This is a genomic window from Micromonospora sp. NBC_01739, assembly GCF_035920385.1.
Classification (GTDB): domain Bacteria; phylum Actinomycetota; class Actinomycetes; order Mycobacteriales; family Micromonosporaceae; genus Micromonospora.
This window is the reverse complement of record NZ_CP109151.1, coordinates 2,787,971-2,803,587: the sequence shown is the minus strand read 5'-3', so window position 1 is coordinate 2,803,587 and position 15,617 is coordinate 2,787,971. Positions and strand designations below refer to the sequence as shown.

General features: G+C 71.7%; 15 protein-coding genes and 1 riboswitch. Of the genes, 8 read left to right on the top strand and 7 right to left on the bottom strand.

The genetic code is table 11. From position 1 onward, the window contains the following. Positions 1-3: 3 nt before the first annotated feature. Both fmt and OIE53_RS12295 read left to right on the top strand, forming a co-directional pair. Complete coding sequence (gene fmt / locus OIE53_RS12300) at positions 4-930, top strand: methionyl-tRNA formyltransferase (protein WP_327026734.1); 927 nt, start codon at positions 4-6, stop codon at positions 928-930. 59 nt (positions 931-989) lie between these two features. Further along, the gene (locus OIE53_RS12295; protein WP_442791399.1) at positions 990-2,342 is read left to right on the top strand and encodes an RsmB/NOP family class I SAM-dependent RNA methyltransferase; all 1,353 of its coding nucleotides are present in this window, start codon (positions 990-992) and stop codon (positions 2,340-2,342) included. 42 nt (positions 2,343-2,384) lie between these two features. Here the strand turns inward: OIE53_RS12295 and OIE53_RS12290 are convergent, their stop codons facing one another. Together OIE53_RS12290 and OIE53_RS12285 are read right to left on the bottom strand one after the other, a co-directional pair. Beyond that, positions 2,385-3,269, bottom strand: a complete 885-nt coding sequence (locus OIE53_RS12290; protein WP_327026732.1) for a septum formation family protein — start codon at positions 3,267-3,269, stop codon at positions 2,385-2,387. 58 nt (positions 3,270-3,327) lie between these two features. Continuing rightward, positions 3,328-4,215: a septum formation family protein gene (locus tag OIE53_RS12285; protein ID WP_327026731.1), complete on the bottom strand. Its 888-nt coding sequence runs from the start codon at positions 4,213-4,215 to the stop codon at positions 3,328-3,330. Between the two features lie 245 nt (positions 4,216-4,460). Between OIE53_RS12285 and rpe the strand changes: the two genes are divergently transcribed. The 6 genes from rpe to ribH all read left to right on the top strand — a co-directional run bounded on the left by rpe (position 4,461) and on the right by ribH (position 10,096). Continuing rightward, complete coding sequence (rpe, locus tag OIE53_RS12280; protein ID WP_327026730.1) at positions 4,461-5,141, top strand: ribulose-phosphate 3-epimerase; 681 nt, start codon at positions 4,461-4,463, stop codon at positions 5,139-5,141. A gap of 1 nt (position 5,142) precedes the next feature. After that, positions 5,143-6,123: a GGDEF domain-containing response regulator gene (locus tag OIE53_RS12275; RefSeq protein ID WP_327026729.1), complete on the top strand. Its 981-nt coding sequence runs from the start codon at positions 5,143-5,145 to the stop codon at positions 6,121-6,123. 58 nt (positions 6,124-6,181) lie between these two features. Continuing rightward, positions 6,182-6,354, top strand: a riboswitch (FMN riboswitch). 147 nt (positions 6,355-6,501) lie between these two features. Beyond that, a complete protein-coding gene (ribD, locus tag OIE53_RS12270) occupies positions 6,502-7,563 on the top strand; it encodes a bifunctional diaminohydroxyphosphoribosylaminopyrimidine deaminase/5-amino-6-(5-phosphoribosylamino)uracil reductase RibD (RefSeq protein WP_327026728.1) in 1,062 nt (353 codons plus the stop codon). Positions 7,564-7,565: 2 nt separating this feature from the next. Beyond that, positions 7,566-8,210, top strand: coding sequence for a riboflavin synthase (locus OIE53_RS12265; protein WP_327026727.1), 645 nt, complete (start codon positions 7,566-7,568; stop codon positions 8,208-8,210). 100 nt (positions 8,211-8,310) lie between these two features. Beyond that, positions 8,311-9,591 (top strand): bifunctional 3,4-dihydroxy-2-butanone-4-phosphate synthase/GTP cyclohydrolase II, encoded by a 1,281-nt coding sequence (locus tag OIE53_RS12260; RefSeq protein WP_327026726.1) that lies wholly within the window; start codon positions 8,311-8,313, stop codon positions 9,589-9,591. Positions 9,592-9,595: 4 nt separating this feature from the next. Continuing rightward, complete coding sequence (ribH, locus tag OIE53_RS12255; protein ID WP_327026725.1) at positions 9,596-10,096, top strand: 6,7-dimethyl-8-ribityllumazine synthase; 501 nt, start codon at positions 9,596-9,598, stop codon at positions 10,094-10,096. 25 nt (positions 10,097-10,121) lie between these two features. On the opposite strand, the gene OIE53_RS12250 is transcribed toward ribH, so the two are convergent. From OIE53_RS12250 to OIE53_RS12230, 5 genes are all read right to left on the bottom strand, one after another. Further along, complete coding sequence (locus OIE53_RS12250) at positions 10,122-10,775, bottom strand: hypothetical protein (RefSeq protein ID WP_327026724.1); 654 nt, start codon at positions 10,773-10,775, stop codon at positions 10,122-10,124. A 101-nt stretch (positions 10,776-10,876) separates the two neighbouring features. Next, the gene (locus OIE53_RS12245) at positions 10,877-12,868 is read right to left on the bottom strand and encodes an acyl-CoA dehydrogenase family protein (RefSeq protein WP_327026723.1); all 1,992 of its coding nucleotides are present in this window, start codon (positions 12,866-12,868) and stop codon (positions 10,877-10,879) included. Between the two features lie 236 nt (positions 12,869-13,104). Beyond that, positions 13,105-13,848, bottom strand: coding sequence for an amino acid ABC transporter ATP-binding protein (locus OIE53_RS12240; RefSeq protein ID WP_327026722.1), 744 nt, complete (start codon positions 13,846-13,848; stop codon positions 13,105-13,107). A 2-nt stretch (positions 13,849-13,850) separates the two neighbouring features. Next, positions 13,851-14,696, bottom strand: a complete 846-nt coding sequence (locus OIE53_RS12235; RefSeq protein WP_327026721.1) for an amino acid ABC transporter permease — start codon at positions 14,694-14,696, stop codon at positions 13,851-13,853. Beyond that, entirely contained in the window at positions 14,693-15,559 is an 867-nt protein-coding gene (locus OIE53_RS12230; protein WP_327026720.1) for an ABC transporter substrate-binding protein, read from the bottom strand. Before OIE53_RS12230 ends, OIE53_RS12235 begins: the two co-directional genes overlap by 4 nt. Between the last annotated feature and the right edge of the window lie 58 nt (positions 15,560-15,617).

Here is a 15,617-nt window from a genome sequence, read left to right as displayed (position 1 = left end):
GGCATGCGTGTGATCTTCGCCGGAACCCCGGCCGTCGCCGTACCCGCCCTGGCCGCCGTCGCCGAGTCCCGGCACGAGCTGGTCGCCGTGGTCACCCGCCCGGACGCCCCGGCCGGTCGCGGTCGCGGCCTGGTCCGCTCCCCGGTGGGCGCCTGGGCCGACGAGCACGGCATCGAGGTGCTCACCCCGGCCCGCCCCCGTGAGCCGGAGTTCCTGGACCGGCTGCGCGAGCTGGCCCCGGACTGCGTACCGGTGGTGGCCTACGGGGCCCTGGTGCCGCCGGTGGCGCTGGAGATCCCCCGGCTGGGCTGGGTGAACCTGCACTTCTCGCTGCTGCCCGCCTGGCGGGGGGCCGCCCCGGTGCAGCACGCGGTGCTGCACGGTGACGAGATCACCGGGGCCAGCGTCTTCCAACTGGAGGAGGGGCTGGACACCGGCCCGGTCTACGGCACCCTCACGGACGAGATCCGGCCGGCCGACACCTCCGGTGACCTGCTGGAGCGGCTGGCCCACTCCGGCGCCGGTCTGCTGGTGGCGGTGCTGGACGCCCTGGCCGACGGCACCGCCCGGGCCGAGCCCCAGCCCGCCGAGGGGGTAACCCTGGCACCGAAGCTGACCGTGGAGGACGCCCGGGTCCGCTGGTCCGACCCGGCCTTCGCGGTGGACCGCCGGATCCGCGCCTGCACCCCGGCACCCGGCCCCTGGACGACCTTCCGGGGCGAGCGGGTGAAGCTGGGACCGGTCGTAGCGGCCCCGGACGCCGCCGCCCTCAAGCCCGGTGAGCTGCTGGTGGAGAAGTCGCGGGTACTCGTCGGCACGGCCACCGTCCCGATCCGTCTGGGCGAGGTGCGGGCGGCCGGCAAACGGGCCATGTCGGCCACCGACTGGGCGCGGGGCGCCCGGGTCAGCGCCGGGGAGGACTTCGCGTGAGGGACGCCGCACCCCGCCGGGAGGCGGACCGCCGGGGCCCGCGTGCCCCGCGCCCGGCCATGGACCGCCCCCGGTACGCCGCGTACCAGGCCGTCGCCGCGGTCAACCGGGACGACGCGTACGCAAATCTGGTATTGCCGGCGATCCTGCGGGACGAGGGGCTGTACGGGCGGGACGCCGCCTTCGCCACCGAGCTGACCTACGGCACCCTGCGACACTCCGGCACCCTGGACGCGATCCTCACCGCCGCGGCCGGGCGGGACGTGGAGCGCATCGATCCGCCGGTCCGCGACGCGCTGCGCATCGGCGCGTACCAGTTGCTGCACACCCGGGTGCCCCCGCACGCGGCCGTCTCTTCGACGGTCGACCTGGTGCGGATGGTCGGTCAGGGGGCCACCGGGTTCGCCAACGCGGTGCTGCGCGAGGTCTCGGCATCCGACATCGACAAGTGGGTGGCCCGGCTGGCGCCGTCGATGGAGACCGACCCGATCGGTCACCTGGCCCTCGCCCACAGCCATCCGCAGTGGATCGTCCGGTCCTTCGCGGAGGCGCTCGGCGGGGACCTCGGCGAGACCACCCGGCTGCTGATCGAGAACAACGAACGCCCACCGGTGCACCTGTGCGCCCGGCCGGGTCTGGCCGACCCGGTCGAGCTGGCCGACGCCTCCGGTGGCGCCCCGGGTGCCTTCTCGCCGTACGCGGTCTATCTCGCCGGCGGCGCCCCCGGGGACCTGGCCGCGGTGGTCGACGGGCGGGCCCACGTCCAGGACGAGGGTTCCCAACTGGTGGCCGCCGCCCTGGTGCAGGCACCGGTGGAGGGCCCGGACGGTCGCTGGCTCGACCTGTGTGCCGGGCCGGGTGGCAAGTCCGGGCTGCTGGGGGCCCTGGCGGCCCAGCGCGAGGCCCGGCTGACCGCGGTGGAGGTGGCTGAGCACCGGGCGCGTCTCGTCGAGAACGCCACCCGGGGCCTGCCGGTGACGGTGTTGCACACCGACGGACGGCTGGTCGGTGCCGAGCCTAAGCTGCCGGAGGGGCACTTCGACCGGGTGCTCGTCGACGCCCCGTGCACCGGGCTGGGTTCGTTGCGCCGTCGACCGGAGTCGCGGTGGCGGCGTCAGCCCTCGGATCTGCCGGCGCTGACCCGGTTGCAGCGGGAACTGCTCACCGCCGGGATCCGAGCGGTCCGCCCGGGTGGGGTGGTGGCCTACGTGACCTGTTCACCGCACACGGTGGAGACCCATGTGACCGTCACCGAGGCGGCCCGTCGTAGTGGCACCCCGGTGGACTTCATCGACGCCCGGCCGTTGCTGCCGGCGGGGATGCCGGGTCTAGGGGACGGGCCCACGGTGCAGTTGTGGCCGCATCGGCACGGCACGGACGCCATGTTCCTCGCCATGCTGCGCCGCAGTTGACCCCCTGCGGGGCGGGTTGACGCCGAGCCCTGCCGGTCGCACTCAGCCGATCGGCAGGGCTCGGGTGCCGGCCCCCTTCACCGAACGGGTCAGCTCCCGCCGGTTGCTCCACAGGAAGCACCGCACCCCCCGGTCGCCGCTGCGCCACTCGTCCTCGTCGGGGTGGTAGAAGATGGTGCCGGTGCGGTACTCGAGGTTGCCGTCGTCCGGCACCTTGGCGTACTTGGCGACCAGGCTGCGGCAGGCCCGATGGTTGCGGGTGGAGTTGTTCAGGAATTTCTCGTAGCTGCTGTTCGGGGCCTTCCAGACACCGACGAACTCGGCCCGGTGCCGTGCCGTGCACTTCACGGCGACCATCTCGGTCACCAGGCTGCCGTCGGTCTTGGCCCGGAAACACCCGTGCCGCAGGGGGGAGGACCCGGACAGGGCCCCGGCCAGGCTGGCGGTGCGGCGTACCGAAGTCGAGTCCTCCAGGTCGGACAGTTCGCGAACGTCGCAGCGGAACCAGCGTGCTCCGCCGGTCCACCCCTGCGGCGAGGGCAGGACCACACTCAACCTGACCCGAGCGATCCGCCAGTCGGCGCCGAGGGCTTTGCGCACCTGCTGGTCACACTCGGTGAAGGCGGTCCGCATTCCGGCGCTGCCGACGACCGGCGGCTCCTTCTCGTCGGTCTCGGGCAGGGTGCCGACATGCATGGTCTCGGCCTGGTGCGGTTGATCGCAGGCCACCGGGGTGTAGTCGCGGAGATGACCGACCACCACAGGCTGGGGGTGACAGGTCTGTGCCGCGGGGGTGAACACCACCGGTGCCGCCATCGGCGCCCAGTCGTCGCTGAGATCGCCGTCGGTCCCCTCCGGTGTCGTGCAGCCGCCCAGCGCCAGGGCCACCACAGTGCCCAGTGCGATTCCGGTCAGCCACCGTCGCATCCGTAGACCTCCCCCGTACCCGTGCACCCCGCACGCGCAGCGGCAGCATACGGCACCCTCAGGTCACCGGGAGCCCCTGCGGGCCGACCCCCCGCATCGATCCGGTGAGCTTGCGGTCATCGCTCCACAACAGACACCGCACCCCCCGGTCGCCCTCCTCCCATTCCCGCTGGGAGGGCGGGTAGAAGATCGAGCCGGCGCGGTAGGGCAGGTCGGAGTTGTTGGGCACATCCGCGTACGCGGCGATCAGGGACATGCAGCGGCGGTGGGCCTGGCCGGCGGAGCGGCTGAACTCCTCCCAGGTCATGTCCCGCTCGATGTAGACCCCGACGAACTCGGCGCCGTGCGGTTCGGTGCACAGCACGGGAGCCATGTAGTTAAGGCTGTTGCCGATCAGCTTGGGGTCGAAGCAGCGGTGCACCAGGGGGGAGTCACCGATCAGGGCGCCACGCAGACTGCCGGTGCGGTTGACCGGCCGGGTGTTGTCGATGCTGTCGGTCTCGCTCAGGTCGCACCGGAACCATCGCGCGCCGCCGTTCCAGGCCGACACCGACGGCAGGGCGATGTTCAGGGTCAGCCGGGCGACATGCCAGTCGCCGCCGAGGACCAGTCGGGCCCGCTGGTCGCACTCGGCCCGGGCGGCGCGCAGGGCCGCGGAACCGGGGGAGGGACGTGGGCCGCGGGCCGCCGCACCGGTGAAGAAGCCGACGTGCACCGCCTCGGCCAGATGATTGCGGGCGCAGTCCACGGTCTCGTAGGTGCTCGCCTGCACGATCGCGGTGACCCGGGGCAGGCAGGCGTCCGTGGCCGGGACGAACATCGTCGGTGCCCGCAGGGCCGGCCAGTCGTCGGTGAGGTCGCCGTCCGTCGCGCCCTGTCGTACGCAGCCACTCAACGCAATCACAGCCGCACTGGCCAACGCCAGCGCCGCGAACCAGCGTCGCATCGTCCGCCCTTTCCGGGAGCCGGTGCCCGGCTGCGGCTCCCGTGCCCACGGCCAGCAGGTTACCGTCACCGTCCCGGATGGAGTGTCGCCGCGATTCGCCGCTTCGGCCAGTCGGAAATCACCAATTCGCGTGCCTCCGTCTCCGGAGGGTGTCATTCTGCACCATTGGTCACCTCTGGGTCACGTGGTGTCCGGTTCGGTGCCGCGCTGCCGGCGGCCGGTCACCGCCTTCGTACACTGGCCCGGTGACCGTACCGCCGCTGATCGTCGCGCCCAGCATCCTCGCCGCCGATTTCTCCCGCCTCGCCGAGGAGGTCCGCGCCGTCGAGAACGCCGCGGACTGGCTGCACGTGGACGTGATGGACAATCACTTCGTACCGAACCTGACCATCGGGCTGCCGGTGGTGCAGAGTCTGCGCGCCGCCACCGAGATCCCCTTCGACGTCCACCTGATGATCAACGACCCGCATCGGTGGGCGCCCGGCTACGCCGACGCCGGGGCCTACAACGTCACCTTCCACGCCGAGGCGTGTGACGATCCGGTGGCGCTGGCCAAGGACCTGCGCGCGGCCGGGGCCAAGGCCGGACTGGCGATCGACCGGGACACCCCGATCGAGCCGTACCTGGACCTGCTGCCCCACTTCGACACTCTGCTGGTGATGACCATCAAGGCCGGGTTCGGCGGTCAGCGGTTCATCCCGCAACTGCTGGACAAGGTCCGCGCCGTCCGCCGGCACCGCGACGCCGGTCACCTGGAACTGCGCATCGAGGTCGACGGCGGGATCGCCGCGGACACCATCGAGCAGGCCGCCGCGGCCGGTGCGGACGCCTTCGTCGCCGGGACCGCGGTCTACGGGGCGGACGATCCGGCCGAGGCGGTACGCCGGCTGCGGGGGTTGGCGGAGCGCGCGGTCGACGGGCAGTGAGGTGGAGGCCGCCGGCGATCGCAAGGACGTGATCCTCGTCGTCGACGACGACGAGGACATCGCCCGTTTCGTCGAGTTCAACCTGCGGTTGCACGGTTTCGAGGTCATGCTGGCCAGCGACGGTCAGGAGGCGTTGGAGCTGATCGCCCGTCAGCGTCCCGATCTGGCCGTGGTCGACCTGATGATGCCCCGCATCGACGGCCTGGAACTGACCCGGCGGCTGCGGGCCGACCCGATGACGGCCGTCCTGCCGGTGATCATGCTGACCGCCAAGGGGATGACCCAGGACAAGGTCAACGGGCTGAGCGCGGGCGCGGACGACTATCTGGTCAAGCCCTTCGACACCCTGGAACTGCTGGCCCGGGTCACCTCGACGTTGCGCCGCAACAAGGAGTTCCGTGAGGTCTCCCCGCTCACCGGGCTGCCGGGTAACAGCCGCATCCGGCGGGAGATCGCCGATCGGGTCCGCATCGGCACGGACTACGCGGTCGGCTACATCGACATCGACCGGTTCAAGAGCGTCAACGACCGGTACGGGTTCGTCCGGGGCGACGACTTCATCTCCGCCCTGGCCCGCACCCTGCATCAGGCGGTGGTCTCGGTGGCCCCGCCGCCGGCCTTCCTGGGGCATGTCGGTGGGGACGATTTCGTCTTCGTCTGCACCCCGGATCAGGTCCGGCCGCTGACCTCCCGGGTTTCCGCACAATTCGAGAAGGCGGCGGACGCCCTCTACGACCCCACGGACCGCGAACGGGGGTACGTGGAGCTGAAGGACCGGCGGGGAAACATCCGAAAAGCGGCCTTGGTGACCCTGTCCATCGGGGTCTGCATATCCGACTCCGACAAGCGTCTGACCAGCCCACTTGAGGCCATGACGATCGCTTCGGAAATGAAAACCGTGGCCAAGAGCCAACCCGGTTCGTACGTGGCGGTGGACCGTCGACGCGGCGTCGGTGACCCGGGTAACCGTCATGTGAAGTAGCTCGCCGGGCTGGCCAAATCACCCGCCCTACGTGTAAGACTTTCCCTCAGTACCCACCACGCGCTGGCGGGACTCGGTGTAATTCCGAACCGGCGGTGATCCACGGTCTGACCGTGGTAAGCCCGCGACCCGGGAGCGGTCAGTCCGCCCGGTGGACCTGGTGAGAATCCGGGGCCGACGGTTGGGTGCGGTCCGTCCGCGCCCAGACAGTCCGGATGGGAGACAGCGCGCGGATCGGAAGGGTCGGTGCTCGCCGCAGCTCGGCGTGCGCACCCACCCGTCCCGGGGGCGGCTGTGCCGTTCCTGGGCTCCGCCGCCGCATGCTTGTTCCCCGCTCCCCGCCCGCGCCAGGACCAGCGAGAGGGCAGGGACCAGGCGATGGCGAGCGTCTCCGTGGACGAGGCGATGCGTCGCGCGATCGAACTCGCGGCGCGCGGGCTCGGCACGACAAGTCCCAATCCCGTGGTCGGCTGCGTGCTGCTCGACGCCGACGGCGAGGTCGTCGGCGAGGGCTTCCACGCGTACGCCGGTGGGCCGCACGCCGAGATCGTCGCGCTGGCCCAGGCCGGTGACCGGGCGAAGGGTGGCACCGCGGTGGTCACCCTGGAACCCTGCGACCACACCGGGCGTACCGGCCCGTGCAGCAACGCCCTGGTGCAAGCCCAGGTGGCACGGGTGGTCATCGCGGTGCCCGACCCCACTCCGGTGGCGGCCGGGGGCGCGGCCACCCTGCGGGCCGCCGGTGTCCGGGTGGACCTGGGGGTCCGGGCCGCCGAGGCGGAGCAGGGCAACATCGCCTGGCTGACCGCCATGCGCCGGGGCTGGCCCTACGTCATCTGGAAGTACGCGGCGACCCTGGACGGGCGCTCTGCGGCGGCCGACGGCACCAGCATGTGGATCACCTCCGAGGCGGCCCGGATGGACGTACACGCGCTGCGCGCGACCGTCGACGCGGTGATCGTCGGGGTGGGCACCGTCCTGGCCGACGACCCCCGGTTGACCGTACGCAACCTGCGCGACGGCAGCCTGGCCATCCGGCAGCCCTTGCGGGTGGTGGTCGACTCCGCCGGGCGTACCCCGACCGACGCCCAGGTCCGCGACGGCGCGGCCCGCACCTGGATCGCCACCGCGGCCGAGGTGGGCGCCGACCCGGACGGCGGGGTGGACCTGCCCGCGCTGCTGGCCGCCCTGCACACCCGGGGGGTACGGGCGGTGCTGCTGGAGGGCGGGCCCAGGCTGGCCGGGGCCTTCCTGGCCGCCGGCCTGGTCGACCGGGTGGTCGGCTACCTGGCCCCCCGACTGCTCGGCGCGGGCCCGGCCGCCCTGGTCGACGCGGGTGTGACCACCATCGCCGAGGCCATCGACCTGGAGATCACCGACGTTACGCAGATCGGCCCGGATCTACGGATCACCGCGTCACCCCGCAAGAGGGAGGGCTAGGCATGTTCACCGGCATCGTCGAGGAACTGGGCGAGGTCGTCGGGGTGACCCCGACGGCCCAGGATTCCGCCCTGGTAGCGGTCCGTGGCCCCCTGGTCACCTCCGACGCCCGCCATGGCGACTCGATCGCGGTCAACGGGGTCTGCCTGACCGTCGTCGAGGTCGACGGCGGGGTGTTCACCGCAGACGTGATGGGGGAGACCCTGCGCCGTTCGGCCCTGGGCGGGCTGCGCCCCGGTGACGGCGTCAACCTGGAGCGGGCCGCCGCGCTGGGCAGCCGCCTCGGCGGGCACCTGGTGCAGGGGCATGTCGACGGCGTCAGCGAGGTGCTGGCCCGGGAGCCCGCACCCCGCTGGGAGACCGTCCGGTTCCGGCTGCCGGCGGGGCTGTCGCGGTACGTGGTGGAGAAGGGCTCGATCACCATCGACGGGGTCTCCCTGACCGTGGCCGAGGTCGGCACCGACTGGTTCACCGTCGGCCTGATCCCGACCACCCTGGCGCTGACCACCCTGGGCACCCGAGCCGTCGGCGACCCGGTCAACCTGGAGGTGGACGTGTTGGCCAAGTACGTCGAGCGGCTGCTCGGCACCAACCCGCCCGGCCTCAACCTGTCCGGCCTCGACCTGTCCGGGCCGGTGGCGTCGTGACCGCCGCCGGCGGGTGCGGCCCGGTCAGCCGGTGGCATACCGCGCGAGTCAGCACCGCGATGTCCGTCCCGATTCCGCCCATCTACTCGGAGGCCGTCGCATGAGCGAGCACAGCGAGCCGGGACCCTTCACCGACATCGAACAGGCCCTGGCGGACATCGCCGCCGGTCGGCCGGTCGTCGTGGTCGACGACCCCGACCGGGAGAACGAGGGCGACCTGATCTTCGCCGCCGAACTGGCCACCCCGGAACTGCTGGCCTTCACCGTGCGGTACACCTCCGGGTTCATCTGCGTACCGCTGACCGAGGGCGAGTGCGACCGGCTGGACCTGCCGCCCATGCACCACACCAACCAGGACCGCCGACAGACCGCGTACACCGTCACGGTGGACGCCCGGGAGGGGGTGAGCACCGGCATCTCCGCGGCCGACCGGGCGCACACCATCCGGCTGCTCGCCGACCCCTCGACCGGCCCGGCCGACCTGGCCCGGCCCGGGCATGTGGTGCCGTTGCGGGCCCGCCCGGGCGGGGTGCTGCGGCGGGCCGGCCACACCGAGGCGGCCGTCGACCTGGCCCGGCTGGCCGGTCTGCGACCGGCCGGGGTGCTCTGCGAACTGGTCAACGACGACGGCACCATGATGCGCCTGCCGGACCTGGAGAAGTTCTGCGCCGAGCACTCCCTGGCCCTGATCACCATCGCCGACCTGATCGCCTACCGGCGGCGTACCGAGAAGCAGGTCGAACTGGTCGCCGAGGCCCGGATGCCCACCGAGCACGGGGTGTTCCGGGCGTTGGGCTACCGCAGCGAGAACGACTCGGCCGAACATGTCGCTCTGGTGATGGGGGACATCGGTGACGGCCGGGACGTGCTGGTACGGGTGCACTCCGAGTGCCTGACCGGGGACGCCTTCGCCTCGGTGCGCTGCGACTGCGGCCCCCAACTCAACGCCGCCCTGGACCGAGTGGCCCGGGAAGGGCGGGGAGTGGTCCTCTACGTACGCGGCCACGAGGGGCGGGGCATCGGGCTGCTGCACAAGCTGCGGGCCTACCAGTTGCAGGACCAGGGCCGCGACACGGTCGACGCCAACCTGGACCTGGGCCTGCCGGCCGACGCGCGGGACTACGGCACCGGGGCCCAGATCCTCTACGACCTAGGGGTGCGCACCATGCGGCTGCTCACCAACAACCCCGCCAAGCGGGCCGGGCTGGAGGGCTACGGGTTGACCGTCACCGGCCGGGAGAGCCTGCCGGTACGCACCCACCCGGAGAATGTGCGATACCTGCGCACCAAGCGCGACCGGATGGGACACCTGCTCGACGTGGACGAGACCGCCGAGGCCCCGATGGGCCGCCCGGTGGCCGGCAACGAGATCGGAGCGTAGGGACATGGCGGGTTTCGGTGAGCCGGGCGCGGCCCCGGTCGACGCGGCGGGGATGACCGTGGGGGTGGTCGCCGCCCGCTGGCACGGTGAACTGACCGACCACATGCTCGACCGGGCGGTGGCCGCCGCCCAGGCCTGCGGGGCCCGGACCGTGGTGGCCCGGGTGGCCGGCTCGGTGGAACTGCCCGTGGTGGCCCAGGCCCTGGCCCGCCGCTGTGACGTCGTGGTCGCCCTCGGCGTGGTGGTACGGGGTGCCACCGCCCACTTCGACTACGTCTGCCAGTCGGTCACCGAGGGGCTGACCCGGGTGGCCCTCGACGAGGGCAAGCCGGTGGCGCACGGGGTGCTCACGGTCGACACCCTGGAGCAGGCCCGGGACCGGGCCGGGCTGCCCGGCTCGGCCGAGGACAAGGGCTGGGCCTCCACCGTCGCCGCGCTGGACGCCGCCCTGGCCATCCGTCAGGTCGCCACCGGCGGCACCCAGCGCGTCGGCTTCGGGGTCTGACCGGGATTCCCGGCCCTCTACCGGCTCAGACTTCGGTCCCGTCGGGGTCGAACTGTTCCTGGACGGCCTCCTCGACCGCCGTCGCGGACAGTGTGGTGACCACCTGCCCGCTGATCGAGCAGCCGGCCCAGTAGCTGCCGGTGGGCTGCGATCCCTGGATGCTCCAGTAGTCGCTGTCACACCGGGCCACGTCCTTGTTGACGGTGCCGAGGTCCGCCTCGCTGAGCAGCACGTGCGGGATGCCGGTGTTGCTGATGTACATGAAGTCCGTCGGCATGTAGATCGTCACGTTGTCCACTCCGGCGGCGGCCAGCAGGCCGGCCAGCGTGGTGACGTCGTGCCCGGTGTGGCAGACCAGGAACCAGAGGGTACGGCCGCTGAGGCCGGCGGGGGTGAACTTCAGCGTGACGTCCTGGACGAACTCGTCCAGCCAGCGCCCGCCGATCCAGGGTGCCTCCCGGTTGTGCCGGGCGTCGAGGTCGTAGCCGGAGTGGGCGAGGACCAGAACCGGCTCGCCCGGGTCGGGCGCAGGCACGAGCGGGGTCTGCACCTCGGCGATCGTACTGTTCAGCACGGACCGGGAAACGTGTGTCGCGACCGCCTCATTCGCACCCAGGCGCTCGAGGTCGGCCGCGAACACTCGGCTCAGCTTGCTCTTGCTCTCGATGATCCAGATCATCAGGGGCTCCCGTCTGTGAAGGGTGTGGCCCCAGGATCCGGTGGCACTTGACGATCGCGGTCGCTACGGTCCGTTACCGAACAGTCGGGAATCAGGCCCGGTCAGGCCGGGACGGTCTGCGGGTCACCGGCGGCGTCGTGGGCGGCCATGGCCTCCTGCCGGTCGCCCTCCTCGCGCAGCATGGCGCAGTGCAGCCACGCCGGCGGGATGCCGAAGCCCTCCACCAGGGTGCCCATCTGCGGGCGTAGCTCCTTGAGCAGGCTGTTCACCACCCCGGTGATCGCCTTGGCGCGGGCCGGGGTGAGCCGGCCGTGCTCCAGGAACCAGCCCTTGTGGGTCTCGATGACGCTGAGGGCGTACAGGTCGCAGACCCGGGACAGCAGGGCCTTGACCGCCGGGTCGGTGGTCTTCTCGATGCCGGCGACGAAGGCCTCCAGGGTGACCCGGTCGACATGGGCGGCGGCGACCGTCAGGACGTGGTCCTGCACGTCGTTGAAGATGTCGAAGGGGCGGTCCTTCTTGGTGGCGGCGCCGTTGCGCAGCCGCCGGACCGCGCCGTCTAGCAGGTGCTTCTCCCGGTCCTCGAAGACCTTGAGCTGCCAGCCCCGGTCGGTGACGGCGACCTCCTCGTCCCGGCCGGGCACGGCGCCGACGAGTCGCTCGATCAGCGCCCGCGCGGCCGTACGCTCCAGCACCATCTCCCGGACCTGTTCGGCGACGAAGGAGGCCCGCCCCCAGCCGTCCAGGGAACCGAACTCGTCCCGGTAGCCGGTGAGCAGCCCCTTGGCCACCAACTGCAGGAGCACGGTGTTGTCGCCCTCGAAGGTGGTGAAGACGTCCGTGTCGGCCTTCAGGCCGGGTAGCCGGTTCTCGGCCAGGTAGCCGGCGCCGCCGCAGGCCTCCCGGCACATCTGGATGGTGCGGGTGGCGTGCCAGGTCTGGGCGGCCTTCAGCCCGGCGGCCCGGGACTCCAACTCCCGCTGCCGGTGCTCGTCGACCGGACCGTCGCCGCCCTGCACCTCGTCGATCGCGGCGACCAGCTCGGCCTGGGCGAAGTGCAGGGCGTACGTGGTGGCCAGGGCCGGCAGCAGCTTGCGCTGGTGGGCCAGGTAGTCGTTGAGCAGCACCTCACGTTCGGCATCGGGGGCGCTGAACTGGCGGCGCAGGTCGCCGTAGCGCACCGCGATGGTCAGCGCCACCTTGGTGGCCGCCGCCGCGGCGCCACCCACGCTGGCCCGGCCCCGGACCAGGGTGCCGAGCATGGTGAAGAAGCGCCGGGAGTCGTTGGAGATCGGGCTGGAGTAGGTGCCGTCGGGGGCCACCTGGCCGTACCGGTCCAGCAGCGCCTCCCGGGGCAGGGTGACGTGGTCGAAGCTGAGCCGCCCGTTGTCCACCCCGAGCAGGCCGGCCTTGGGCCCGGCGTCGCCGATGGTCACCCCGGGCAGCGGGTTGCCCTGGGCGTCGCGGATCGGGACCAGCCAGGCGTGCACCCCGTGCCGCTGTCCCTTGGTGACCAACTGGGCGAAGACCACCGCCATCCGACCGTCCCGGGCGGCGTTGCCGATGTAGTCCTTGCGGGCCGCCTGATGCGGGGTGTGCAGGTCGAAGGTCTGGGTCTCCGGGTCGTAGGTGCAGGTGGTGCGCAGTTGTTGCACGTCCGAGCCGTGCCCGGTCTCGGTCATCGCGAAGCAGCCGAGGAGGTCACCGGCGACGATGTCCCGCAGGTAGGCGTCGTGGTGCCGCCGGGTGCCCAGGGACAGCACGGCACCGCCGAACAGGCCCCACTGCACCCCCGCCTTGACCATCAGGGACAGGTCGACCTGGGCCAGCATCTCGGTGGCCACGATCGAGCCGCCGATGTCGCCGTGGCCGCCGTATTCGGGCGGGAAGGCCGCCGGCATGCCCTCATCGACCGGCAGCCGGCCCAGCAGCCGGGTGATCCGCTCCCGGGCCTGGTCGCCGGTCTCGCCGTACACCGGCAGGAAGCTGTCGTCGAGCTTGCGACGATGAGCCTCGCGGACCCCGGCCCACGGCCCGTCGAGGACCTCCTGGAGGCGGGCGGGGTCGACGGGCTCGGACGGACGACTGGACATGGCGGCTACCTCTGGCGACATCGTCATGGGCGCGTTTCGTACCCGATCGAGCTTACCCAGCCACCTTCTTGTGGCCTCGATCATTACCCCCAACCCAACCCCAACACCGTCCGTGTGATCCCGCCCTCCGGAGGGTTGATCATGAGGTTGGCGGCGGGCCTCGATCTTCAAGCTGCCGCCAACCTCATGATCAACCCTCCCCCGCAGGGTGGCGGGGAGAGGGAGGGGTGGTGGGGTCAGAGGCGGCGGGCCTCGATGATGCGGGTCAGGAACTGGCGGGTGCGGGGGTGGACGGGGTCGGCGAGGACCTGGCTGGGGGGACCGGATTCGATCACCCGTCCGGCGTCGAGGAAGCAGACCTGGTCGGCCACGTCCCGGGCGAAGCCCATCTCGTGGGTGGCCAGCACCATGGTCATCCCCTCGCCCTTGAGGTCACGGATCATCGTCAGCACCTCACCGACCAGCTCCGGATCCAGGGCCGAGGTGACCTCGTCGAGCAGCAGCAGCCGGGGGGAGTTGGCCAGCGCCCGCACGATCGCCACCCGCTGCTGCTGGCCGCCGGAGAGCCGGTCCGGGTACGCGTCGGCCTTGGCCCCCAACCCCACCCGCTCCAGCAGCTCCCGGGCCCGGGCCTCCGCCTCGGCCCGCGCCCGACGGTGCACCCGACGGGGCGCCAGAGTGATGTTGTCCAGCACACTCAGGTGCGGGAAGAGGTTGTACGACTGGAACACCATGCCGATGCGGCGGCGTACCTTGTCGGGGTCGACACCGGGGGCGGAGATGTCCTCGCCGTCCAGTTCGATCGTCCCGTCGTGCAGGTCCTCCAGCAGGTTGATGCAGCGCAGCAGGGTCGACTTGCCCGACCCGGAGGACCCGATCAGGGCCACCACCTGGTGTTCGGCCACGGTCAGGTCGAGACCGTCGAGGACCACCTGGTCGCCGAAGACCTTGCGCAGCCCTCGGCACCGCAACACGTCCATGGTCAGCCTCCGGACTGGCGTCGGGCCGCCCGCAGCGTCACCCGGTCGGTGACGGCGATCAGCGGAATGGCCAGCAGGACGAAGAGCACCCCGGCCAGGATGTACGGGGTGTAGTTGAAGCTCTGCGCGGTCTCGATCTGCGCGGCCCGGACCGCGTCGATCGGCCCGGCCAGGGAGACCAGACCGACGTCCTTCTGCAACGCCACCACGTCGTTGAGCAGTGGCGGCGCCACCCGCCGGACGGCCTGGGGCAGCACCACGTGCCGCATGGTCTGCCGGTAGGTCAGCCCCAGGGACCGGGCCGCCGCCAACTGGCTGGGATGCACCGACTCGATGCCGGCGCGGAACACCTCGGCCAGGTAGCCGCCGTAGGTGAGCACCAGCGCCAACCCGCCCAGCACCAGCACCGACGGCATGCCCTGCAACCGCAGACCGGGTACGCCGAGGGTGAGCACGTAGAGCACGATGATCAGCGGCAGGCCCCGGAAGGCGTACGTGTAGCCGGTGGCCAGGGCCCGGATCGGGAAGAAGACCGGCCCCCGCAGGGTACGCAGGATCGCGATGATCAACCCGAGCAGCAGCGCCCCTAGCGCGCAGCAGACCAGCAACCGCAGATTGAGCCAGAGGCCGGTCAGCACCGCCGGCAGGGCGTCGCGGGCGATCTGCGGATCCAGGAAGGAGGCGCGTACCCGCTCCCAGCCGGGTGCCCCGGTCACCGCGATCGCCAGCAGGGTGCCGATCGCCGCCGTGGAGGCGGCGGCGATCAGCACACTCAGCGTGGTCTGCCGGCGGCGGTACTCCTCACGGGCCCGCTGGGCAGGGGAGGGGACGTGACGGGTGGTGCTCACGTGAGCTCAGGGGCTCCCGCGACCTGGGCCAGCCACCGCTGCTCCAACTCCTTCAACACCCCGTCGGCGGAGAGTTGCCCGACCGCGTTGCTGACACAACCGGTCAGCGGGGAGTCCTTGTCCAGCAGCAGCCCGAACGCCTCCGGGGTGCCCACCTGCGGGAACTGCCCGACGATCACCGCGTCCTCGATCTCGGCGGCGGTGATGTAGAAGGCGGTGGGCAGGTCGACGACCAGGCCGTCGAGCTGGCCGTTCTGCAGGGCCTTCTTGGCGTCGTCGTTGCTGTTGTAGACCTGCGGCTGCTGGGTCGGCTTCACCAGGTCGGTGATCGCCTGGTAGCTGGTCGTGCCGACCTGGGCGCCGAGCTTGGCGTCACGCAGGTCCGCCAGGCTGGTCTTACCGGCGATCTTGGAGGACTTCAGCGCGATGACGGTCTGCCGCACCAGGTAGTAGGGGGCGGAGAAGTCCACCGCCTTCTTGCGCTCGTCCGTGATCGAGAACTGGTTGATGTCGAAGTCGAAGGTCTTGGGCCCGGGTGCGATGGCCGAGTCGAACTTCACCCGGGTCCAGACGACCTCGTCACGGGTGTAGCCGAGCTTCTCCGCCACCGCGTACGCCACCGCCGACTCGAAGCCCTCGCCGCTGTCGGGCTTGTTGTCGACGAACCACGGCTGGTAGGCCGGCTCGTCGGTGGCGATGGTGAGCTTGCCGGGGGTCTGGGTGGGTAGGTTCTCCTTGGCGCACGCGTTCGCGCCGGAGGCCGTGGGCTGGGGGGCGGGCTCGCTCTGCGGGGCGCAGGCGGTGACCGCGAAGAGGACCGCGCCGGCCGTGGCGAGGGTACGGATGCGTGGGGTGCTGACCATGGCCGACAGCGTACGACCACCTGCGGTGACCGCCGTACCGGTGTCCCACCATGGTGGT